General features: G+C 68.9%; 21 protein-coding genes. 8 read left to right on the top strand and 13 right to left on the bottom strand.

Annotated elements, in window-relative coordinates:
• Window positions 1–12: 12 nt before the first annotated feature.
• From Ssi02_RS18830 to Ssi02_RS18805, 6 genes are all read right to left on the bottom strand, one after another.
• Complete coding sequence (locus Ssi02_RS18830) at window positions 13–357, bottom strand: heat shock protein transcriptional repressor HspR (RefSeq protein WP_204027156.1); 345 nt, start codon at window positions 355–357, stop codon at window positions 13–15.
• A gap of 4 nt (window positions 358–361) precedes the next feature.
• Complete coding sequence (dnaJ, locus tag Ssi02_RS18825) at window positions 362–1,552, bottom strand: molecular chaperone DnaJ (RefSeq protein WP_204027155.1); 1,191 nt, start codon at window positions 1,550–1,552, stop codon at window positions 362–364.
• 35 nt (window positions 1,553–1,587) lie between these two features.
• Entirely contained in the window at window positions 1,588–2,235 is a 648-nt protein-coding gene (gene grpE, locus Ssi02_RS18820; protein WP_239129027.1) for a nucleotide exchange factor GrpE, read from the bottom strand.
• Window positions 2,236–2,260: 25 nt separating this feature from the next.
• The gene (gene dnaK, locus Ssi02_RS18815) at window positions 2,261–4,132 is read right to left on the bottom strand and encodes a molecular chaperone DnaK (protein ID WP_204027151.1); all 1,872 of its coding nucleotides are present in this window, start codon (window positions 4,130–4,132) and stop codon (window positions 2,261–2,263) included.
• An 835-nt stretch (window positions 4,133–4,967) separates the two neighbouring features.
• Window positions 4,968–6,044: an NAD(P)/FAD-dependent oxidoreductase gene (locus Ssi02_RS18810; protein ID WP_204027148.1), complete on the bottom strand. Its 1,077-nt coding sequence runs from the start codon at window positions 6,042–6,044 to the stop codon at window positions 4,968–4,970.
• Between the two features lie 87 nt (window positions 6,045–6,131).
• The gene (locus tag Ssi02_RS18805) at window positions 6,132–6,632 is read right to left on the bottom strand and encodes a hypothetical protein (protein WP_204027146.1); all 501 of its coding nucleotides are present in this window, start codon (window positions 6,630–6,632) and stop codon (window positions 6,132–6,134) included.
• Between the two features lie 168 nt (window positions 6,633–6,800).
• Between Ssi02_RS18805 and proC the strand changes: the two genes are divergently transcribed.
• Together proC and Ssi02_RS18795 are read left to right on the top strand one after the other, a co-directional pair.
• Window positions 6,801–7,595: a pyrroline-5-carboxylate reductase gene (proC, locus tag Ssi02_RS18800; protein ID WP_204027144.1), complete on the top strand. Its 795-nt coding sequence runs from the start codon at window positions 6,801–6,803 to the stop codon at window positions 7,593–7,595.
• Window positions 7,596–8,169: 574 nt separating this feature from the next.
• The gene (locus Ssi02_RS18795) at window positions 8,170–9,411 is read left to right on the top strand and encodes an MFS transporter (protein ID WP_239129026.1); all 1,242 of its coding nucleotides are present in this window, start codon (window positions 8,170–8,172) and stop codon (window positions 9,409–9,411) included.
• Between the two features lie 239 nt (window positions 9,412–9,650).
• On the opposite strand, the gene Ssi02_RS18790 is transcribed toward Ssi02_RS18795, so the two are convergent.
• The 4 genes from Ssi02_RS18790 to Ssi02_RS18775 all read right to left on the bottom strand — a co-directional run bounded on the left by Ssi02_RS18790 (window position 9,651) and on the right by Ssi02_RS18775 (window position 13,257).
• Window positions 9,651–10,400 (bottom strand): DUF2705 family protein, encoded by a 750-nt coding sequence (locus tag Ssi02_RS18790; RefSeq protein WP_204027142.1) that lies wholly within the window; start codon window positions 10,398–10,400, stop codon window positions 9,651–9,653.
• A complete protein-coding gene (locus Ssi02_RS18785) occupies window positions 10,397–11,308 on the bottom strand; it encodes an ABC transporter ATP-binding protein (RefSeq protein WP_204027140.1) in 912 nt (303 codons plus the stop codon). Before Ssi02_RS18785 ends, Ssi02_RS18790 begins: the two co-directional genes overlap by 4 nt.
• Window positions 11,309–11,395: 87 nt before the next feature.
• The gene (locus Ssi02_RS18780; RefSeq protein WP_204027138.1) at window positions 11,396–12,067 is read right to left on the bottom strand and encodes a response regulator; all 672 of its coding nucleotides are present in this window, start codon (window positions 12,065–12,067) and stop codon (window positions 11,396–11,398) included.
• The gene (locus Ssi02_RS18775) at window positions 12,064–13,257 is read right to left on the bottom strand and encodes a sensor histidine kinase (protein ID WP_204027136.1); all 1,194 of its coding nucleotides are present in this window, start codon (window positions 13,255–13,257) and stop codon (window positions 12,064–12,066) included. The genes Ssi02_RS18780 and Ssi02_RS18775 overlap by 4 nt, the downstream gene beginning before the upstream one ends.
• A gap of 148 nt (window positions 13,258–13,405) precedes the next feature.
• Here Ssi02_RS18775 and Ssi02_RS18770 point away from each other — a divergent pair, with 148 nt between their 5' ends.
• The 6 genes from Ssi02_RS18770 (at window position 13,406) to Ssi02_RS18745 (ending at window position 18,200) form a co-directional block, all read left to right on the top strand.
• Window positions 13,406–14,569 carry an acetoin utilization protein AcuC gene (locus Ssi02_RS18770; RefSeq protein WP_204027134.1) on the top strand — a complete coding sequence of 388 codons (1,164 nt, stop codon included), beginning with the start codon at window positions 13,406–13,408 and terminating at the stop codon, window positions 14,567–14,569.
• A 13-nt stretch (window positions 14,570–14,582) separates the two neighbouring features.
• On the top strand, window positions 14,583–15,377 hold the full coding sequence (locus tag Ssi02_RS18765; protein ID WP_204027237.1) for a phosphatase: 795 nt from the start codon (window positions 14,583–14,585) through the stop codon (window positions 15,375–15,377).
• A 305-nt stretch (window positions 15,378–15,682) separates the two neighbouring features.
• On the top strand, window positions 15,683–15,886 hold the full coding sequence (locus Ssi02_RS18760) for a helix-turn-helix domain-containing protein (RefSeq protein ID WP_093168960.1): 204 nt from the start codon (window positions 15,683–15,685) through the stop codon (window positions 15,884–15,886).
• Window positions 15,887–16,085: 199 nt separating this feature from the next.
• Window positions 16,086–16,184 carry a 30S ribosomal protein bS22 gene (locus Ssi02_RS18755; RefSeq protein ID WP_018654693.1) on the top strand — a complete coding sequence of 33 codons (99 nt, stop codon included), beginning with the start codon at window positions 16,086–16,088 and terminating at the stop codon, window positions 16,182–16,184.
• Window positions 16,185–16,207: 23 nt separating this feature from the next.
• Window positions 16,208–17,248 carry an NAD-dependent epimerase/dehydratase family protein gene (locus tag Ssi02_RS18750; protein WP_204027132.1) on the top strand — a complete coding sequence of 347 codons (1,041 nt, stop codon included), beginning with the start codon at window positions 16,208–16,210 and terminating at the stop codon, window positions 17,246–17,248.
• A gap of 4 nt (window positions 17,249–17,252) precedes the next feature.
• Window positions 17,253–18,200 (top strand): lysophospholipid acyltransferase family protein, encoded by a 948-nt coding sequence (locus Ssi02_RS18745; RefSeq protein ID WP_204027130.1) that lies wholly within the window; start codon window positions 17,253–17,255, stop codon window positions 18,198–18,200.
• 230 nt (window positions 18,201–18,430) lie between these two features.
• On the opposite strand, the gene Ssi02_RS18740 is transcribed toward Ssi02_RS18745, so the two are convergent.
• The 3 genes from Ssi02_RS18740 to Ssi02_RS18730 form a co-directional block, all read right to left on the bottom strand.
• Window positions 18,431–19,309, bottom strand: coding sequence for an HAD family hydrolase (locus Ssi02_RS18740; RefSeq protein ID WP_204027128.1), 879 nt, complete (start codon window positions 19,307–19,309; stop codon window positions 18,431–18,433).
• Window positions 19,310–19,485: 176 nt separating this feature from the next.
• Window positions 19,486–20,163, bottom strand: coding sequence for a DUF5667 domain-containing protein (locus Ssi02_RS18735; RefSeq protein ID WP_204027126.1), 678 nt, complete (start codon window positions 20,161–20,163; stop codon window positions 19,486–19,488).
• A 90-nt stretch (window positions 20,164–20,253) separates the two neighbouring features.
• Window positions 20,254–20,991 (bottom strand): sigma-70 family RNA polymerase sigma factor, encoded by a 738-nt coding sequence (locus Ssi02_RS18730; protein ID WP_204027124.1) that lies wholly within the window; start codon window positions 20,989–20,991, stop codon window positions 20,254–20,256.
• Window positions 20,992–21,040 lie beyond the last annotated feature (49 nt).

Genomic DNA, 21,040 nt, shown 5'->3' with positions numbered 1-21,040 from the left:
CGGCCGGACGCGTCAGGGGGGGAGCTCGTAGCGGATCAACGCGCGAATGGTCGCCATCTCAGCCCTCAGCCTCATGACCTCGTCGTGGAGGCGGAGGTTTTCACTCTCCAATTGGAGAATGCGTTTGATGCCCGCGAGGTTGATGCCCTCCTCCTGGGAGAGGCGCTGAACCTCGCGGAGCAACACGATGTCGCGAGTCGAGTAGAGACGCCCCCGGCCTGCCGTGCGACCTGGACTGACAAGCCCCATCCGGTCGTATTGCCGCAATGTCTGCGGGTGCAGCCCGGAAAGCTGGGCGGCCACCGAGATGACATAGACCGGTGTGTCGTCGGACAGATTGAAATAGTTGGCGTCCATCGGCTCACTCGCTTCTGGCCTGCTGGATCAAATCGGCACGAAGGTCGGGCCCGTTGACAGTGTCGCGGAACTCCTCGAGCACCGCGCGTGCCTTGTCGTTGAGCTCCTGCGGCACCGCGACCTCGACGGTGACGAGCAGGTCGCCCTTGGTGCCGTCCTTGCGGGTGGCGCCGCGGCCCCGCACCCGGAAGGTGCGGCCGTTGGGCGTGCCCTCGGGGATGCGCAGGGTCACCGGCATCGACTTGAGCGTGGGCACCTTGATCTCAGCGCCCAGCGCGGCTTCGGTGAACGTCACCGGGACGGTCAGGGTGAGGTTGTCGCCGGTGCGGCCGAAGACTGTGTGCGGTTTGACGTGAACCTGGACGTAAAGGTCGCCCGCCGGGCCGCCGTTCTCCCCCGGGGCGCCCTTGGCCTTGAGCCGGATGCGCTGCCCGTCGGCGACGCCGGCCGGGATGCGGGCCTGGATCGAGCGGGTGCTCTTGCCCCGGCCGCTGCCCTCGCACACCGGGCAGGGGTCGTCGACGAGCAGACCCCGGCCCCGGCAGTCGCGGCACGGCTCGGAGAAGGCGAAGGTGCCGAGGTTGCGGCTGGCCTGGCCGCTGCCCTCGCAGGTCGGGCAGACTCTAGGCGTCGTCCCGGCCTTGGCGCCGGTGCCGGTGCACGCCGCACACGCCGACGAGCTGGTCAGCCTGAGCGAGACGGTGGTGCCTTCCGCAGCCTCGGTGAACGAGAGGGACACCTCCGACTCGATGTCCTGGCCGCGGCGGGGCCGGCTGGTGGTGGTCGTGCGACCACCACCGCCCCGGTTGAACAATCCGCCGAAGATGTCGCCGATGCGCTCACCGGCTCCACCGGACCCGCCCGGCGCGCTGCCGCCGAACAGGTCGCCGAAGTCGAACGGGAATCCGCTGCCGCCTGGACGGCCCGCCCCGCTGCCCGCATAGCCGCCGAGCCCGGATCCGAACAGCGTGCGCGCCTCGTCGTATTCCTTGCGGCGCTTGGCGTCGGACAGGACGTCGTAGGCCTCCGAGACCTCTTTGAACTTCTTCTCGGTCTCGGTGCTGCCCTGATTGGCGTCAGGGTGGTATTTCCTGGCCAGCTTGCGGTAGGCCTTCTTGATCTCGTCCGCCGTGGCGGTCTTCGAGACACCAAGGACCGCGTAGTAGTCCTTCTCCAGGTAGTCCTTGGTGCTCATCTACGCGTCATCCTTCGCTTGTGGTGGGGGCCGTGTCAGTTGTCGTCGGAGAGGATGTCGCCGCCGGCGAGGCCGGCGCTCTGTGCCGAGTCATCGGGCTCGGCCACCGCCACCCTGGCCGGGCGCAGCACCCGGTCGCCGATGCGATAGCCAGGCTGGAGGATCTCCACGCAGGTCGGCTCGGTGACGTCGCTCGAGTAGCTGTGCATCAGCGCCTCGTGCACCATCGGGTCGAACGGGTCGCCCTTCGCGCCGAACGGCTCGAGCCCGAGCTTGGTCAGCGTGCCCTCCAGCGACTCGCCGACCTTGGCGAAGCCCCCGGTCAGCTCACCGTGGTCGCGCGCCCGGCCGATGTCGTCGAGCACCGGCAGCAGCTCGGTCAGCGCTCCCGCCACGGCCTGCTCACGCACTGCGACCCGATCGCGCTCCACCCTCTTGCGATAGTTGGAGTATTCGGCCTGCAGGCGCTGCAGGTCACCCGTGCGCTCGGCGAGCTGGGCGACCAGGTCGGCGTCGGCCCCCGACGCCGCCTCGGCGGGACCTGCGGACGGGGGGGCCGCGGGCGGCGCCGGCGTGTCCGCCGGTTTGCCCGAGGCGTCCCGAACCTGCCCGGTCTTCGGGTCGATCTTCCGATTGTCGCGGATCACCGGCTCCTCCTCGGGCCCGTTCTCACGCGTGTTCACGAGCGTGCTCCCCTCGCCGCGAAGGTCACTTGTCCTTCTTGGGCTCGTCGTCCACGATCTCGGCGTCGACGACGTCGTTGTCGGCGCCGCCGGCCGCCTGGTCACGGTCATCCGCCGAGGCGCTCTGGGCACCGTCGCCCGAGGCGGACTGCTGGGCGTAGATGGCCGAACCCATCTTCTGGCTGACGGTCGCGAGCGTCTCGGCCGCCGTGCGGATCGCCGGGACGTCGGTGCCCTCAAGGGCCTTCCTCAGATCGGCGAGGGCGGACTCGACCTCGGCCTTGACGTCGGACGGCACCTTCTCATCGTTTTCCCGGAGGAACTTGTCCGTCTGGTAGGCCAGCGCGTCCGCGTTGTTGCGGACCTCGGCCTCCTCGCGGCGTGACTTGTCCTCCTCGGCGTATTTCTCCGCCTCGCGCATCATGCGCTCGATGTCGTCCTTCTGCAGGGCGGAGCCGCCGGTGATCGTCATCGACTGCTCCTTGCCGGTGCCGAGGTCCTTGGCGGAGACGTTGACGATGCCGTTGGTGTCGATGTCGAAGGTGACCTCGATCTGCGGGATGCCGCGCGGCGCCGGCGCGATGCCGGTCAGCTCGAAGGTGGCGAGCTTCTTGTTGGCCGCGGCGATCTCACGCTCGCCCTGGTAGACCTGGATCTGCACCGACGGCTGGTTGTCCTCGGCCGTGGTGAAGACCTCGGAGCGCTTGGTCGGGATAGTGGTGTTGCGCTCGATGATCTTGGTGAAGATGCCGCCCTTGGTCTCGATGCCGAGGGACAGCGGGGTGACGTCGAGCAGCAGGACGTCCTTGACCTCGCCCTTGAGCACACCGGCCTGGAGCGCGGCGCCGATGGCCACGACCTCGTCCGGGTTGACGGTCTTGTTGGGCTCCTTGCCGCCGGTCAGCTCCTTGACGAGCTCGGTCACGGCGGGCATGCGGGTCGAGCCGCCGACGAGCACCACGTGCGCGATGTCCGCGACCTTGATGCCGGCGTCCTTGATCACCTGGTGGAAGGGGCCCTTGCAGCGGTCGAGCAGGTCCTGGGTGAGGCGCTGGAACTCGGCCCGGGTGAGCTTCTCGTCCAGGTGCAGCGGGCCCTCGGCCGATGCCGTGATGTAGGGCAGGTTGATGGAGGTCTCCGACTGGCTGGAGAGCTCGATCTTGGCCTTCTCCGAGGCCTCGCGCAGACGCTGGAGCGCCATCTTGTCCTTGGACAGGTCGACGCCGTGCGCGTTCTTGAACCGCTTGACCAGCTCGTCGACCACGCGCTGGTCCCAGTCGTCGCCGCCGAGGTGGTTGTCACCGCTGGTGGCCTTCACCTCGACGAAGCCGTGGCCGTCCTCGTCGGAGCCGACGTCGAGCAGCGAGACGTCGAAGGTGCCGCCGCCGAGGTCGAAGACCAGGACGGTCTCGTCCTTCTCCTTGTCCAGCCCGTAGGCGAGGGCGGCGGAGGTCGGCTCGTTGATGATGCGGAGCACGTTGAGGCCCGCGATCTGGCCGGCTTCCTTGGTGGCCTGACGCTGAGCGTCGTTGAAGTAGGCCGGAACGGTGATCACCGCGTCGGTGATCTTCTCACCGAGATAGGACTCGGCGTCCTGCTTCAGCTTCTGCAGGACGAACGAGCTGATCTGCTGGGGTGTGAACTTCTTGCCGTCGATCTCGACGGACCAGTTGGTGCCCATCTCCCGTTTGACCGAGCGGATCGTCCGGTCGACGTTGGTGACGGCCTGCCGCTTGGCGACCTCGCCCACGAGGACTTCGCCGTTCTTCGCGAAGGCGACCACGGACGGCGTGGTCCGGGAGCCCTGCGCGTTGGCGATGACGGTGGGCTCACCGCCCTCAAGGATAGAGACGACGGAGTTGGTCGTCCCCAGGTCGATTCCTACCGCACGTGCCATGAGTACGTCCTTGTAGTCAAAGTTGAGTCGGTCCGACTCAATGTTGGGGGAGCGCCTGACGTTTGTCAAACGACTTGAGTCTATAGGGCTCAACCTTCTGACGCGGGGCTTCATTCCCCTATGGATCACGGTCAAGCCCCTATGGATCACTGTCGAGCCGCCTCACCGGGCCGGGAGCGAACCCCCGGCCGTCTTACGGCCCCCAGATGTCTTACGGCGAAGGCCCGCTTTCCGTTCCCGGCCCCGCTCTCGCGATCACACACTTTTTTGGGGTGGCGTCCCGTGAGACACATCTCACGGCGCGGGGCGGGGATGCGCACCTCGGGGGGAAACCCTCGCGACCTGGTTCCCACGGTGTGGTCCGTACGGCGCAGCCCTCCCGGTGTCGCCGGCACAGTGTGGCCCCGCAGGCCGGCAGCCGGGCGGGGCTCGTCTCGCCGCGCGGCCGGGCGCCGCGCGCCCTGGTGCTCACCGGGCACGTAGCGCACTTCCGCGCATCTGATGGAGGCGGCCGCATCTCATGGAAAAGGCCGGTACGGCAGTGCCGTACCGGCCTTTCCCGGCCGCGCGGCCTGCGAGGGGGCCGCGCGGGCCGCCGGTCCGGCCGCCCGGGCCGGTGACCGGTGCGGACGGATCGCGGGGCCGCGGACGCGCCGCGGGCTCGGACGGTCCGAAGATCTCGACGGACCGCGAGATAAAAGCCGTCCGAAGATCTCGACGGACCGCGAGTGAAAGCTGTCCAAAGATCTCGACGGACCGCGGGCTCAGACCTGTCCGGGGTTCTCGGCGAACCGCCGGGTTCAGGTCTGTCTGAAGCTCTCTGCGGACGGCGGGCTCAGGCGCGTCCGAAGATCTCGTTGAAGCGGCCGAGCATCATGTCGGCTCCCTTGTACTGCGAGGCGGTCTCCGCCCCGACGACGCCGGCGCCGGGCATCTGCCCCGCGCCGCCGTTCGGGCCGAGGGGGAGGAGGATGAAGCCGCTGCTCGGCTCATATTCGGTCACGGCGGCCTCGCCGGCGATGAGCGCGCGGATGTTCTCGGCGATCACCTCGCCGTGGCGCATGGCCGAGCCCGCCCGCTTGGCCTCGGGCACGGTGGTGATGTCCCCGAGGGCGAACACCGAGTCGTGCCCGGCGACCTGCAGGGTGCCGCCCACCTGGATCCTGCCGTCCGCCTGCCTCGCGGACGACAGCGTGCCCGTGAGGTAGTCGGTGATCGGGAAGACGCCGTGGCAGCGGAACCAGATGTCCCCGTCGAAGGACTCTCCCGCCTCGGTGGTGACAGTGAAACCCCCGCGCACCCCGTCGAGCGACGGCGGCTCGGCGGCCGGGCTGCCGAGCGCCAGGCGCACGCCGAGGGCGTCGAGCTGGGACCGGATCTCGTCGCGCAACTCCCGGTCGTAGTCCGCGAGGATCTCGGCGGCGGGATCGATGAGCACGACCTGCTTGTCCGGCCACTCCGCCTTGATCTCCCCGGCGAACTCCAGCCCGACCGGTCCTGCGCCGAATAGCACCACCCGCTCGGCCGGCGCGAGCTGGTGGTACGCGGCGCGGTATCTGTCCTGGGCGGCGGCGGTGTCGTCGAGGTTGCTCTTCGCCGGGAACGGATAGCGGGAGCCGGTGGCCAGCACGATGTAGTCGGCGGCCACGGTCTCACCCGAGGCGAGCGTCACCTTCTCGGCGTCCACGCCGACAGCCCTGTCGCGCACGACCCGGCCGCGCGCGAGCAGGTTGTCGTAGGGATAGAAGATCTGCGGCATCCACTCGGGCCGCACGACCGCGCGCAGGGAACCGACGTTGTGGACGAAGGCGTCCCTGGGCTCGATAAGGATGACGTCGGCGACGTCGTCGAGGGCTTTGGCCGCGGCGGCTCCGCCGTACCCTCCTCCGATGATCGCAACGGTTGCGCTCATGGGTGTGTCCTCCTTGTGCGTGTCGCCTGGTGCCAGGCGTCACGTCTCAAGGTAGTTGACGTTTCAACTAACTGCCCAACGGGCCCCTCACCTCTTGAGACGGGCCCCGTCGACGATCTTGCGCTTGCCGATCGGGTGCTTGAGCTTCACCGTGGTCGTTTTCTGTATCGCCAGCTCAATGCACATGACCGAGGCGGCGTTCTTGGCCACGCCCTCATGCAGTGTCACGACGAGCCGCTTGGCGGTGCGCTTCACCGTGACCCGGTCGAGCACATGGCACGGCTCCACCCCCGACCACCACACGAGCTTGATCGCCTTGCCCTTGTACTTGCCCTTGGAGACGGGCTTGGCGCTGATCCACTGCACCGGGCGCGGGTTCAGGGCGTCGCCGGTGGGCTTGGTGGGCTGCGGCCCCTTGGGCCTGGGGGAGGCGGCGGGTCGGTCGTGTACGGCGGAAGCCCCGGAGTGTGAGGTGGGGGCCCCGGAGTGTACGGCGGAGGCCCTGGAGGCCGAGGCGGCGCCCAGCGCGGGCGCGGCCGCCGCCGTGCTCATGATCAGTGTGAGGCATCCGGTGACTGCTAGTCCCATTCGCATATCTATGCTCACGGATCTCGCGGCGAGGTGGTTCACGGGCGTGGTGCGGAGGTGGTCGTGCGGGGTGAGGTGGGCGGGCGCCGGTAGGCTGCGGGGTGGCTTCAGGCCACGGATCCACGCTTCCACCACCGCCAATCACATCGACTCCGCGAGGTGCGCCACATGATCGCGATTCTGGGCACGGGCAAGATGGGCGAGGCCCTCATGTCGGGGTTGCTGCGCGCGGGGTTCAAACCGGGGCAGATCATGGTGACGGCCCGCAGACCTGAGCGGGCTGCGGCGCTGCGTGAGAGTTACGGCGTGCAGGTGGTGTCCAATGTGGAGGCCGCCAAGTCCGCTGAAACGATCATCCTGACGGTCAAGCCGCAGGACATGGCGGGTCTGCTAGCGGAGATCGGCCCCTATGTGCCGGCCGGCCGCCTGGTGATCTCGGCTGCGGCCGGCATCACGACCGCCTTTGTGGAGTCCCGGCTCGGTGACGACGTGCCGGTGGTGCGCGTGATGTCCAACACGCCGGTGCTCGTGGACGAGGCGATGAGCGTGATCTCGGCGGGCGCGCACGCGGGGGAGGAGCACCTCCGCCACACCGAGGAGCTGCTCAACCCGGTGGGCAAGGTCCTGCGCATCCCCGAGTCGCAGCAGGACGCCGCTACCGCGCTGTCCGGCAGCGGCCCGGCCTACTTCTTCTACCTGGTCGAGGCCATGGTCGACGCGGGCATCCTGCTCGGCATGCCGCGCGCCGCGGCGCTCGACATGGTAACCCAGTCGATCGTGGGCGCGGCGATCATGCTGCGCGACTCGGGCGAGCACCCCGTCATCCTCCGCGAGGCCGTCACCTCGCCGGGCGGCACGACCATCGCCGCGATCGCCGAGCTGGAACGCCACAGCGTGCGCGCCGCCTTCCTCGCGGCCATCGAGGCCGCCCGCAACCGCGGCCGCGAACTCGCCTCCGGCTGACCTCGGCGCCGGTCCGCCTCCAGCCGGCGCTCGGCCGGCTCGGCTGCACCTCCGGTCGGCGGCTGGTCGGCTCCGCTCGGCGCCGACCGTGCTTCGCCGGTTGGCGGTCGGCGTTCGCCGCCGGCCGATGCTTCGCCGGCCAGGGTTCCCCGTCGCCGGCGGTCCGCCGACCTCGGTTCGTCTCTGGTTGGCGGTCGGCTGATTCGACCTCACCTCTGCCCGGCGCTCGGCCGGGTTCGCCGCCGGTCGGCCGGGTCGGCAGGGCGACTGGGGCTTCGGTACGGCGGTGCGCACCTATCGCGGCGACTACGGGCCCATCGGCCAGTTCGGCTGGGACGGCGGAGCCGGCACCTCGACGGTGTCACCCTCGGTTGGGGGCGGCCGAGTCGGGTTCGCCCCCGGTTGGCGGTCGGTTGGCGTCGGTTCTCCTTCGGCCTGTTCTCGCAGGTCCAGGTGTGTCCGTCTTCCTTCGAAGGGCTCTTGGCGGTCGCAGATGTGGCGGCAAAAGCATTAGGAAACCTTCTATTCAGAAGGCATCATTTCATCGGCGAATCTGGTGAAATGAGGTCGAAACGTGGCAGACGGGCCCTCGTTATGGTCCAGGGATTTCAGTCTCTTCTTCGTCGCCCGAACCATCTCCATGCTGGGCTACGGCATGTTGCCGGTGGCCACCGCCCTCGGTGTGCAGCGCGACTACGGACCGACCGGGGTGGGGCTCGCGCTCGCGGCCGGGATGGCGCCCATGGTGGCGCTCATTCTGTTCGGCGGGGTGTTCGGCGACCGGTTCACGCCACGTCGAATGATGGTGGGAGCCGACGTCGTGCGCACGTTGTCTCAGGGGGCTCTCGCCGTACTCTTCCTGACCGGCAGGCCCGCCCTATGGGAGATCGCGGCGCTCGCGGCGGTCAGCGGGGCGGCCACGGCGATGTATCTCCCCGGTGTGGCGAGCACCGTGCCGCGAGTGGCGCGTGACGTGCAGCGGGGCAACGCCGCGTTGCGGGTGTCCGAGTCGATGATGCAGCTCGTCGGTCCCGGCCTAGCGGGGGTGCTGGTGGCGGTCGCCGGGGTCGGGGTGGTTTTCGCGGTGGAGGCCGCGGGGTTCGCGCTCAGCGCGTTGTGCCTGGTCCTGATGCGGGTGAGGTTCGACCGCGAGGCGGTCGAGAAGACGTCGGTCCTCCGCGATCTGCGAGAGGGGTGGACCGAGTTCAGGTCTCGAACCTGGATGTGGAGCGTGATCCTGGTCTGGGTGGTTTTCGCCATCACGTTGTTCGGGCCGACGATTCCGCTGGTGACCTCCTTGGTTACCGCCGCCCACGGCGAGCCGGCGGTCGGCCTGGTGATGTCGTCCATGGGCGCCGGCACGATCGTCGGCGGGCTCATCGCGATGAGGGTGCGACCGGCGCGGCCCCTGCGTGCGGGGGCGACCGCGATGTTCGCGTTCGCGCTTCAACCGCTGACGCTCGCGCTCGGGGCTCCGCTGCCCGTCATCATGGCGGGGTTCGTGATGGCAGGAGTGGGGTGGGCGTTCTGGTCGGTGATGTGGGCGACGAGTGTGCAGACGCATGTCGAGCCCGCGGTGCTCAACCGTGTCAGCGCCTACGAGCTGGGCGGCTCCATGGTCGCGATGCCCTTCGGGCAGATGATCGCCGGACCGGCGGCGGGCCTGATCGGGGCCGAGACGGTGATGGCGGTCTCGGCGGGGGTCGCGGTCGCAGGCATGTCGACGCTGCTCATCGTGCCCGCCGTGCGGCGGCTGGAGCGCAGAGACCGCCGGGTGGAGGCGCTGTCCTCAGTTTCCCCTCAGCCATCGACTTAGCCTTCGGGGTGTCGGTGGCGGTGGGGGTGTTCTTCGGTCTGGCTCCTGCGCGAAGGGCGGGCCGGTTGGATCCGGTCGCCGCCCTCCGCGCGGAGTGAGCCGAGGCCCTTGAACGGGCCCGGCTCCCGCCCCCGCGAGCACACGCTGCGGCCGGTGCCGCGGGAGTCCGTCCCCGCCGGGGCCATGCCCCCGGCGGGCGTTCGTGTGGTGCGCGCCCTCCAAGGGCCGCGCGGGGTCGGTCAGGCGTCGCGGCGCTTGAGGAGCACCGCGCCGATCACCATGGCGGCCGCCGCCCACAGGGCGTAGACGCCGAAGCCTTGCCACGGGCCGAGCAGTCCCGCCTGTTCGCCGACGGAGGCGACCCGCTGGCCCGCGTTGGTGGTGAAGAACTTCACGATGAACTCGCCGATGGCGCCGGGCAGCATGTTCCCCATCATCGGGACGACCATCATGAGCGCCACGATCAAGACGATGGCGCCGGGCGTATGCCGGATGAACGTGCCGATGCCAAGCCCGAACAGCCCGCTCATGGTCAGGTAGAGCGCGGTGCCGAGCAGTGCGCGCAGCACCCCGGGATCGCCGGGCGAGGCCGCCGCGTTCTCCGTGCCGAGGAACGCCTGTCCGAGGAAGAAGGCCGCGAACGTGGAGAACAGCGCCACGAGCAGAGCCACGAGGGTGAACACCAGCACCTTGGAGGCCAGCAGCTTCAGCCGCTGCGGCACCGCGGTGAGGGAGGTCCTCATCATTCCGGTGCGATATTCCGAGGTGATCACCATGGCGCCGAGCGACGCGAAGATCAGCGCGGCGAAGGGGACCCCGGACAGGCTCGCCGCGACCGGTTCCATCTCGGCCGGCTCGTTCATCGCGACGAGGGCCGCGGGGATGCCGGCCCCGAATCCGATCATGGCGAGGACGCCGACGCCGAACGTCCACATCGTGGAGCGGACCGAGCGCAGCTTGGTCCACTCCGAACGCATCACGTCGATCATGCCGGCACCGTCTCTCCCGCGTATTCCACGCTGTCCTTGGTCAACTCCATGTACGCCGCCTCCAGCGTCGGCTCGACCACGGTCAGCTCGTGGAGTGCGATGCCGGCCCCCGCGGCGACATCGCCGATCTTCGAGGCTGGTAGGCCGATCACCCGCATGTGGTCGCCGTGCGCGGACAACTCGGCCCCGGTGAGGAGCGGCGCGAGCTGCGCCATCCGCGGTGAGCGCACCCGCACGTAGCTCTGCGAGCTGCGGGCGATGAAGTCCTGCACGCCGGTGTCGGCGATGAGCCTGCCCTTGCCGATGACGATGAGGTGGTCGGCGGTCTGCGCCATCTCGCTCATGAGGTGGCTCGACACGAACACCGTGCGGCCCTCGGCGGCGAGACCGCGCATGAGGGTGCGGATCCAGCGGATGCCCTCGGGGTCGAGGCCGTTCACCGGCTCGTCGAACATGAGGATCTCCGGGTCGCCCAGCAGAGCCGCCGCGATGCCGAGGCGCTGCCCCATGCCGAGCGAGAACCCGCCGACGCGGCGCTTGGCCACGGCGGTCAGGCCGACGGTCTCCATGACCTCCTCGACCCGGGCACGCCCGATGCCGTTGCTCTGCGCCAGGCACAACAGGTGGTTGCGGGCGGTCCTGCCGCCGTGCACCGCCTTGGCGTCGAGGAGCGCGCCGATGGTGCGCAGTGGGTGCCGCAGTTCGGAGTACGGCTTGCCGCCGACGCGGACACTGCCCCCGCTGGGCCGGTCCAGGCCCAGCATCATCCGCATGGTGGTGGACTTGCCCGCGCCGTTGGGCCCGAGGAAGCCGGTCACCCGGCCGGGCTCGATCGTGAAGGACAGGTCGTCCACCGCGAGTGTCGTGCCATACCGTTTGGTGAGGTTGATGGCCTGAATGGTGGTCATGACTCAAGCGTGTCAGCGGCTTGACGCGTGCCCCTCCGCCTCGGGAACCGTTTCCCCGCACTCCCTGAGTACTGTGACCCGGCGGTCCTAGTACTCCGTTCCTAATCCGGGAGTCACCACGCCCGTCTCATAGGCGATGATCACGGCCTGTGCGCGGTCCCTTACCCCGAGTTTGGCGAACATCTTCGTCACGTGGTTCTTGACCGTCGACGGCGACACCTGGAGCCCGGCGGCGATCTCCGCGTTGGACCTCCCCCTCGCGATGAGGGTGAGGATCTCGTGCTCGCGTTCGGTGAGCGCCGCGAGCGCGGGCGGCGCCTTTCCCGGCTTCGTGCGCGGGGCACGCACGAACGTGCCGATCAGCCGCGTGAGTAGCCGTGCGGCGACCGCCGACTCGCCCCGCCGCACCACGCGCACGGCCTCGACCAGTTCCTCGGGGGAGATGTCCTTCGGCAGGAAGCCCGAGGCCCCGGCCCGCAGCGCGTCCACCACGTGCTCGTCGAGGTCGAAGGTGCTGAGCACGAGCACCTTGGTGTCCGGGAGCTCGGCGACGATCCGCCGCGTCGCCTCGACGCCGTCGAGCACCGGCATATGCAGGTCCATGAGCACCACGTCCGGGCGTGTGCGCCGGGCGAGCTCCAGCCCGGCCTCGCCGTCGGCGGCCTCCCCGACCGCCGTCATGTCCGGCTGGGCGTCGACGATCATGCGGTATCCCGATCGTACGAGCGCGTGGTCGTCGACGAGCAGAATCGTGATCACGCTTCGCCATTCTGCAACACGGGCAGCGGGATCCGTGCCCGCACCCGGAACCCCCCGTCCGGGCGCGGCCCGGTCTGGAGTTCGCCGCCGCAGAGGGCGACGCGCTCGGCCATGCCGGACAGTCCGTACCCTCCGCCGCCCTCGGAGACGCCGATCCCGTCGTCGAGGACCTCGACCTCGACAGTGCCGTCCCCGTAGGCGAGCCGCACGCTGGCCCGCGCCCCGCCGCTGTGCTTGCGCGTGTTGGTCAGAGCCTCCTGCACGATGCGGTAGACCGCGTGGTCCACCGCGGTGGGGAGAGGCACGGACTCTCCCTCCAAGGTCAGTTCCGCTGGGAGCCCGGCCTGTCTGACCTGCTCGATGAGGGCGGGCAGTCCGGCCGTGCCGGCCGAGGTGGGGGTGTCGCCCTCGGCGTCGGACTGGTCGGATCCGTCGGCGCGCAGGACGTTCAGCAACTGCCGCATCTCGTTCAGCGCCTCGCGGGCGGTGCGTTCGGCGGTGGCCAGCGCCTCCTGGGCGTCGTCCGGGCGGGTGGTCATGATCGAGCGGCCCGCGCCGACCATCACGCTGATCACGCTGATGTGGTGGGCCACCACGTCGTGGAGTTCGCGGGCGATGCGGCGGCGCTCGGCGCGGACGGCGTTGTCGGCGGCCTCCTTGGCGGAGCGCCGCCGCAGCTCCACGCGCACGCGGACGAGCTGCCCGATAAGGGCGAACAGCACAGGCCCGATGACGTAGGTCGCATCGAAGAGCAGGCGGCCGGTTTTGATGTAGGTCGCGAGGGCGTAGAAGCTCAGGTAGAGCGCGCTGATGGCGGCGCATGTGATCCAGGAGGGCGTGGATCTCGCGTATCTGCCGAGGCTGTAGGTCGCGACCGACGGGCCGAAGCCGTACAACTGGACGTCGGGCCTGCCGCTGAACGCACGCAGCATGTCCAGGATCGCGATGATCCACATGACCTGTGTCGGGTGCGTGCGCCGTTTCAGCAGCGCGAGGGAGCCGAGGGTCGAGAGCAGGACGGCGGCGATCGCCGGGACGGGGCCTGCGCCGCTGAAGAGGGAAACGCTTGAGGGGCCGACCAGAGTAAAGACGGCCAGCACGTCCACCAGCCAGGCGACCACGGCCAGAAACACATCGACAGCGCGGGCCCGGCCGGTATCCCACGCCGGCCGGAAGCCCTGCAAGCGCATAGTCAGACATTATGCGGTGTGTCATGTAAAGGTGGACGTTCAAGGACTATCGGCGACTCGGTGGGCGGCTCTTTGCGTGGCGCAGGCCATGATCCGCAGGCTCTAGCCGTACGGTAACGTCGGCTGCCTTCACGCGTGAGGAGTGATGATGAGCCGGTCTGTGCGGGTCGTCTGGGATGACAAGCTCACCTCCTACGATTTCGGGCCGGGGCACCCACTGGCCCCGGTCCGGGTCGAGTTGACCATGGCGCTCGCCCGTGAGCTCGGGGTGCTCGACCGGGTCGAGCTGTCCGGGTGTGTCCCCGCGTCCGACGACGAGCTGGCGCTAGTGCACACGCGGGACTACATCGAGGCGGTCAAGCGGGTGTCGGCGACCGGCGAGCCCGACATGAGCGTCGGCCTCGGCCCTGGCGACACGCCTGCCTTCGCGGGGGTGCACGAGGCGTCGGCGCTCATCACCGGGGCGACGCTGGCGGCGGCCCGCGCCGTGTGGTCCGGCGAGGCCGAGCACGCGGTCAACGTCGCCGGCGGCCTCCACCACGCGATGGCCGGTTATGCGAGCGGCTTCTGCGTCTACAACGACCCCGGAGTGGCGATCGCCTGGCTGCTCGCCCAGGGCGCGCGGCGGGTGGCCTACGTCGACGTGGACGTGCACCACGGCGACGGGGTGCAGTCGATGTTCGCGCACGACCCCCGCGTGCTCACCATCAGCCTGCACGAGACGCCGAGGGTGCTCTTCCCTGGCACCGGCTTCCCCGAGGAGACCGGCGCCGACGGCACCGCCGTCAACGTCGCCCTGCCCGTCGGATGCGGCGACGCGGGGTGGCTGCGGGCCTTCCACGCGGTCGTGCCGCCGCTGCTGCGGGAGTTCGCCCCCGAGGTGCTGGTCACCCAGCACGGCTGCGACAGCCACGCCCTGGACCCGCTAGCCCACCTGATGCTGAGTGTGGACGGGCAGCGTAGGGCATATGCCGCGTTGCATGACCTGGCCCACGAGACCGCGGGCGGGCGCTGGCTCGTCACCGGAGGCGGCGGCTACGAGCTGGTCCGGGTGGTGCCGAGGGCGTGGACCCACCTGATCGCGGAGGTCGCCGGGCACCCGATCGACCCGGAGACGCCGACCCCGCCGGGATGGCGGGAGTTCGCCGCCGAGCGGACGGGAGAGGTGCCCCCGTTGACCATGTCCGACGGGCGAAGCCCGGAATTCCGTGATTTTCGGGAAGGTTACGATCCAGCAGACGACGTCGACCGGGCTATCGTGGCGACCCGGAAGGCGGTTTTTCCGCAACACGGACTTGACCCTCTCGATTGAGGGCCTGCCGGAGGTGACCTTGCCGAGCCGGGACGAACTACGCGACCACCTGATCCAGACACGGATAGCCGGAGAGGTGGCGACCAGCCGGGAGAACAACCTCGATCATTATGCGTCGCTGGCCAACCGCGAGCCTTACCTGATGCTCGGCCTCACGCTGTCGCAGGACTGGGCCTTTCCCGAGATCCTCGCCCTGATGGCCAAGGCGGCCGGGGTCGTGGCCGACCCCGAGCACCGCTTCGGACAGGACACGATCGACCCCGAGCGCACCATCGACGCCCTGGACATGATGGCGGGAGTGGTGGCGGGGGCTCTCGCCGTACCCGGGGCGCGTGTGCTGGTGGCCACCGGGCATCCGACGGGGCTGCTGACCGTGCACCTGGCGCTGGCGAGGCTCGCGGTCGAGCTGGGGGCGACACTGATCACGCCGGCGGAGGGCTGGAAGTACACGAACCACTACTTCGGGCGCACCCGGACGATCCGCTACCTCGACAGCGTGGCCATGGTGTCCGACAAGGGGGCCTTCACCCACTCGCACGACGCCGACCCCATGCGCGAGATGCTCGCCGAGCTGGGGGACGCGCCGCCTGACCTGGTGATCGCCGACCACGGGTGGGCGGGGGCGGCCGGGGAGGCGGGGGTTCTCACGGTGGGGTTCGCCGACAGCAACGACCCCGCGCTCTTCGTCGGGGAGGCGGAGGGCAAGCTGGCCGCGGTGGTGCCACTCGACGACAATGTGCTCCCGCGTCACTACGCACCGTTGACGGAATATCTCGTCACGCGAGTCACGCACGCCCTAGGAGCATGATTCGGCCCACCTTATACCTGCATTTCGCGCCTGCGTTCCCCGTCACTCGCCTACCGTTTGCAAACTTTTTGTGGATCCTGGGCGACTCTGATGGTGAGGGGGTTGGTTCGTTCCAACCCTGGGCCTAGATCACGTTCAGGTCACTGACCAGCTATTTCTATGGGTTCGTGGACGCTGGGGGTGGCCGGGCGGGGAAGTCAGGGGTTTGCTCACTCCCGGTCCGGACTTACGCTGACAGCAGTAGACGTGCGTGAGCAATGGCACCAGTGGGGATAACCCGGATACACGTGCGGAAGAGGCGTCCGATGGGTGCAGTCGAAAGACCTCTCAGTGAGGTGCAGTTCTTGACAGTGGCCGAAGTGGCCACCGTTATGCGGGTCTCCAAGATGACCGTGTACCGGCTCGTGCATTCGGGCGAGCTGCCGGCCATTCGCGTCGGCAGGTCGTTCCGCGTGCCGGAGAAGGCCGTGCACGACTATCTGCGAGACGCCTACATAGCGGCTGGATGAAGCCACGGTCCAGGCGGGCCGGACAGGTCGCCGAGGGGCCGGCGCTTCATGTGACGTAGCGGCGTGCGACGGTGCGCCGTGAGTGACTGATGCGCGGGGGTGTCCCCCAGGGACCGATCTACCGTGGATCGCCGGTAGTCTGTTGTGCCGGTGTGTGTTCGCGCACCGGTTTCGGCATCTACCGCTACCTGGGGGTCCCGTGGGCTCTGTTATCAAGAAGCGCCGCAAGCGCATGGCCAAGAAGAAGCACCGCAAGCTGCTGAAGAAGACACGCATCCAGCGGCGCAACAAGAAGTAGCAACGCGGACCTGCGAGGCGCCGATGACCCAAACTGTGCTTGTCACCGGGGTCTCACGCCACATCGGCGCCCGAGTGGCGAGCGTTCTCGCGTCCGACCCGGATGTCGCCAGCGTCATCGGAGTGGACACCTTGCCGCCCTGGGGTGAGGGCAGGTCGTATGACCCTTCGGGTCGTGCGCAGTTCGTCCGGGTCGACCTGCGCAGTTCCGACATCGCCGATGTGATGTCGGCTGCGGACATCGACACTGTTGTGCACTTGAGCCTGGTAAGCGCCCCCTCGCGTGGCGCCGGCCGGGTGTCCATGAAAGAGCACAACGTCATCGGCACCATGCAGTTGCTCGCCGCGTGCCAGAGGTCGGCGACCGTCCGCCGTGTCGTCGTCCGCTCCACCACGGCGGTCTACGGCTCCTCCGCTCACGCCCCCGCCGTGTTCACCGAAGACCTCGAACCCGCGGACACGCCCAGCCACGGCTACGGCAAGGACGCGACCGAGGTCGAGGGATATGTCCGGGGTTTCGCCCGGCGCCGTCCCGACATCACGGTGTCGCTGCTCCGGTTCGCCAACATGATGGGCCCGGGTGTCGAGTCGCCGCTCACGCGCTTCTTCACCCAGCCTGTCCTGCCGACCGTGCTCGGGTTCGACCCGCGCCTGCAGTTCGTCCACGAGGACGACGCGGTCGAGGTGCTGCGCCGCATGGCGATGGAGGACCACCCGGGCACGTTCAACGTGGCAGGCGACGGCGTGCTGCTGATGTCCCAGTGCGTCCGCCGCACCGGGCAGCCTTCCGTGCCGCTGCCCTCACCCGCGTTCCGCCTCCTCGGTGAGGCCGCACGCCGGGCCGGGCTCGTGGAGTTCTCCCCCGAGCAGCTCAGCCTGCTCAGCCACGGCCGGGCGGTCGACACCGGCAAGCTGGCGGCCGAGCTGGGCTGGAAACCGAAGTTTACGACCGCCGCGGCCTTCGACGACTTTCTCCGTGCCCGAGGCCTCCCGGGCGGACTCCCGCTCGCCGTGGTCGACGCGCTGTCCGAACTGGTGCGTCACCGGGCAGACCCACGAGGGTGATCCGATGCACCACTCAGCACACGACAACGCAGACGACGCCGAGGGGGCGAAGGTCATCCCGCTCGACGCGGCCCGGGCGTGGCGCGCCTCAGGCGTGGACGAGGAGCCCGCCGCCGACGGCGACTGCCTGTCGCGCCTGCTGTCCTTCCTGCGCAGGAGGGTCACCGGCGACTACGAAGTGGACGAGTTCGGCTTCGACCACGAGCTGACCGACACGGTCTTGCTCGAACTGGTCCGCCCGGTCTACCGGCACTGGTTCCGGGTGGACACCGTCGGGGTCGGCAACGTGCCCGACGAGGGAGGGGCGCTCGTCGTCGCCAACCACTCCGGCACTCTGCCCATCGACGCCCTGATGATGCAGGTCGCCATGCACGACGAGGTCGGGCGGCGCATCCGCCTGCTCGGCGCCGACCTGGTCTATCAGCTGCCCGTCCTCAGCCACCTGGCCCGCAAGACCGGCCACACCCTCGCCTGCCCCGAGGACGCCGACCGGCTGCTGCGCAAGGGCGAGGTCGTGGGGGTGTTCCCCGAGGGGTTCAAAGGCGTCGGCAAACGCTTCTCCGAGCGTTATCGGCTGCAGCGGTTCGGGCGGGGCGGGTTCGTGGCGTCGGCCATCCGCGCCGGCGTTCCCATCGTGCCGTGCGCGATCGTCGGGGCGGAGGAGATCTACCCCAAGCTCGGCGAGGTGCCGCTGCTGTCCCGCATGCTCGGCGTGCCCTACGTGCCGATCACCCCGCTGTTCCCGTGGTTCGGGCCGCTCGGGCTTGTGCCGCTGCCGTCCAAGTGGATGATCGAGTTCGGCGAGCCCATCCGCACCGACGAATACGGTCCGGCGGCGGCGGATGACCCGATGGTGGTCTTCAACACCACCGACCACGTGCGCGACGTCATCCAGCAGATCCTCAACGAGCTGCGCCTCCGGCGCGGGCACGCTTTTCCGCCGTTCTTCTAGAGCGTCCGGCCTTTTCGGGCTCCCGCCCTGGTCCTTAATGTTCGCTGCTTCCCGGGGGTTCCGCCCTCCCGGGCTTCGGCCCTTGCCCTGCTCCCGCTCTTCCCCCCGAGCGCCCGTTTGCCGGGGTCCTGTAGGGCCGTGAGCCGTTGCGGTGAGCGGCGGCATCGGTGCGGTGAGCGGTTGGGGGCCCTGTTGGTTCAGGGCCGCCTCAGCGCCCGTCCAGTGCCGGGCTAGTGGCGGGAGCGGTAGTGGCGGCGGAGGGCGGCTGCCGCGGCGACGGCACCGGCGATCGCGCCCACGCCCGCCGCGATCGGGAGGCCGATCATCGTGGCCTTGCGCCCGGTGCGGAAGTCCCGCACCTGCCAGCCGTTCCTCCGCGCGTGTTCGCGCAACTCCGAGTCCGGGTTGATCGCATAGGCGTTGCCCACCATCGACAACATCGGCAGGTCGTTCGCCGAGTCGCTGTAGGCCGTGCAGCGGCTGAGATCAAGCCCCTCGCGGCGGGCCAGCGCTCGTACGGCCTCCGCCTTGGCCGGGCCGTGGAGCAGGTCGCCCACGAGCCGTCCTGTGTAGACGCCGTCCTTGGTCTCCGACACCGTGCCGAGTGCCCCGGTGAGGCCGAGCCGCTGCGCGATCACCCGGGCGAGCTCGACCGGGGTGGCGGTCACGAGCCACACCCGCTGCCCGGCGTCCAGGTGGCTCTGGGCGAGTGCCCGCGTGCCGGCCCAGATGCGGTCGGCCATCGCCTCGTCGTAGATATCCTCGCCGAGCCGCACGACCTCGCTCACCTCGGTGCCCGCGACGAACGCCAGAGCGGTCTCCCGGGCCTCGGCGATGTGCTCGGGGTTCTCGCTGCCGCCGAGGCGGAACAGCGCCTGACCGAGGGCGAACTTGAACAGATCACGCGTGGTGAACAACCCGCGGGCCGCAAGGCCCCGGGCGAAGTGGTATATCGACGCGCCCCGCATCATCGTGTTGTCGACGTCGAAGAAGGCCGCCCCCGTCACGTCGGGCTCGGCCGTGGGCACGGTGACGACCGCGGCGGCGGCAGCCACCTCACCGGCCAATTCAGCTTCTGCCTCATGGCGCCGTCGCAGTAGCCGTCTCATAGCTGACGAGCTTAACTGTCGCGGCGAACAAATCCGCAGGAGCCGTATTAACGGCACGTTGAAAGGACCTTGAGATCGAGGCTCATGCCGTACGGCATTGCGATGAAATGCGTGGTGTGTGGTTGCTTGGGCGTTGTGAGGTTGAGCCGGGAGTGTCCGGAACCGGTTGTGCGAGGTCAGCCGGGCGAGGTGAGCCCGTCGATCAAATTCAGATAGCCGTTGGCCTGGCGCTGGGTCTCGGCATCCATCTGGGGCAACATCGGCTCGACCATGTTGCGCTGCTCCTTGGCGAACCTTTGGAGCTCGGTGTGTGGCCGCGCCCCGGGGTGCTTGACCCGGCTGAGGGTGGCGATCGCCAGGCGCGTGGTGTCCTCCATGTCCTTGAGGGTGGTCCCCACGAGCTCCTCCCGTTCGGGGGAGCCGAGCAGGGTCGCGACCTCCTCCGCGCGGGTGCGCGCTGAGGAGAGTTCGCGCTCGCCGCGCTGTACGTCGCTGGTGCTCAGGTTGACGAGGGTGTTCTCGGCCGCCCGTTTGACCGGATAGAGGACGTCCCCCGGCACCGAGCAGTACGTGGCGAATCCGGTCACCACCACCGCGCCGGTCAGCGCGATGGTGACGGCTTGAGGTAGCAGGCGGAATCTTCGTCTTCGAGAAGGCGCGGGCGCGGGATCGTCGGCCTCCTCGGTGCTCTTGTCCGCCTGAAGCGCATCCAGCTCCTCCCTGAGCCGGGCACGGAACTCAGGGCTGGGGCCTCCGCCCAGCCGTTTGTTCATCCCGGCCATGTGTTTCAGTAGGTGTGCCTGCGATCTCCGCGAAGCATTGGGCAGCCGCCGCCCGGGCCGCAACCTACGCATGAACGCTCCCTGCCGCCCCCGCACGATGATCCATCGGTGTTACTTGCCTAACGACGGGCCCGCCTGCAAGGTTACGCGGTAGGTGAACATTCAACGAAGTTCGGTCGAGAGAGCTCTCGCCAGTGCGCGGACCGCGCGGAACTGCAGCGCTTTGATCGCGCCGTTCTTCTTGCCCATGATGATTGCGGTCTCGGCCAGCGACATGCCGTGCAGGAAACGGAGGACCACACACTCCTGTTGTTCGGGGTTGAGATCGCGTACGGCGCGCAGCACTTTTTCGTATGTGATGGCGGTCACAACAGCGTTCTCTGGGATGTGCGGACCGTCGAGAGGCGTGTCGAGCACTTCTGCGGTGGACACCTCAAGACGGTAGCGGCCGGACTTGAAATGGTCCGTCACGAGATTGCGCGCGATGGTCACCAACCAGGCCGCGAAATCACGGCCCTGCCAGGTGAAATCCGTGATTCGCCGTAGCGCGCGGAGGAAGGTCTCGCTGGTCAGGTCTTCTGCTAAGGCGTGTGAGCCTACACGGAAGTAGATGTAGCGGTAGACCAGATCGAGATAGCGGTCATAGAGCGTGCCAAAAGCTTCAGCATCGCCGGTCTTGGCTCTCAGCACCAGCGTTTTCAGATCATCGCTCTTGGACGGTGCGAACTCCTCATGCACGGTGTAGTTGTTGTGGGGGGACTCTCGGCGCGCGGCGGAGTCCCGGTGCGCGCCATTGTGCACGGCGTCCTTGTGCACGGCGAGGTCGCTCGCCGTGGCGGGCTGCGCCACCCCTGCGGCGGCTGAAGGGAGTAGCCCGGCGAACGGCCATGTATCAGGCATCCGGTATCCCTGGGGAGAATGGGGGTGCGGCGTGCTCGAACACTCTAGA

The sequence above is a fragment of the Sinosporangium siamense genome (genome assembly GCF_016863435.1).
Lineage (GTDB): Bacteria > Actinomycetota > Actinomycetes > Streptosporangiales > Streptosporangiaceae > Sinosporangium > Sinosporangium siamense.
The sequence above is the reverse complement of the archived record's forward strand: the minus strand, read 5'-3'. Positions and strand labels throughout refer to the sequence as shown.

Bases quoted from the DNA above. Each gene is read 5' to 3' on its own strand.
- Ssi02_RS18830 (WP_204027156.1), bottom strand. From the start codon at position 357: ATGGACGCCAACTATTTCAATCTGTCCGACGACACACCGGTCTATGTC.
- dnaJ (WP_204027155.1), bottom strand. From the start codon at position 1,552: ATGAGCACCAAGGACTACCTGGAGAAGGACTACTACGCGGTCCTTGGT.
- dnaK (WP_204027151.1), bottom strand. From the start codon at position 4,132: ATGGCACGTGCGGTAGGAATCGACCTGGGGACGACCAACTCCGTCGTC.
- Ssi02_RS18810 (WP_204027148.1), bottom strand. From the start codon at position 6,044: ATGAGCGCAACCGTTGCGATCATCGGAGGAGGGTACGGCGGAGCCGCC.
- Ssi02_RS18805 (WP_204027146.1), bottom strand. From the start codon at position 6,632: ATGGGACTAGCAGTCACCGGATGCCTCACACTGATCATGAGCACGGCG.
- proC (WP_204027144.1), top strand. From the start codon at position 6,801: ATGATCGCGATTCTGGGCACGGGCAAGATGGGCGAGGCCCTCATGTCG.
- Ssi02_RS18790 (WP_204027142.1), bottom strand. From the start codon at position 10,400: ATGATCGACGTGATGCGTTCGGAGTGGACCAAGCTGCGCTCGGTCCGC.
- Ssi02_RS18785 (WP_204027140.1), bottom strand. From the start codon at position 11,308: ATGACCACCATTCAGGCCATCAACCTCACCAAACGGTATGGCACGACA.
- Ssi02_RS18775 (WP_204027136.1), bottom strand. From the start codon at position 13,257: ATGCGCTTGCAGGGCTTCCGGCCGGCGTGGGATACCGGCCGGGCCCGC.
- Ssi02_RS18770 (WP_204027134.1), top strand. From the start codon at position 13,406: ATGAGCCGGTCTGTGCGGGTCGTCTGGGATGACAAGCTCACCTCCTAC.
- Ssi02_RS18760 (WP_093168960.1), top strand. From the start codon at position 15,683: ATGGGTGCAGTCGAAAGACCTCTCAGTGAGGTGCAGTTCTTGACAGTG.
- Ssi02_RS18750 (WP_204027132.1), top strand. From the start codon at position 16,208: ATGACCCAAACTGTGCTTGTCACCGGGGTCTCACGCCACATCGGCGCC.
- Ssi02_RS18745 (WP_204027130.1), top strand. From the start codon at position 17,253: ATGCACCACTCAGCACACGACAACGCAGACGACGCCGAGGGGGCGAAG.
- Ssi02_RS18740 (WP_204027128.1), bottom strand. From the start codon at position 19,309: ATGAGACGGCTACTGCGACGGCGCCATGAGGCAGAAGCTGAATTGGCC.
- Ssi02_RS18735 (WP_204027126.1), bottom strand. From the start codon at position 20,163: ATGCGTAGGTTGCGGCCCGGGCGGCGGCTGCCCAATGCTTCGCGGAGA.
- Ssi02_RS18730 (WP_204027124.1), bottom strand. From the start codon at position 20,991: ATGCCTGATACATGGCCGTTCGCCGGGCTACTCCCTTCAGCCGCCGCA.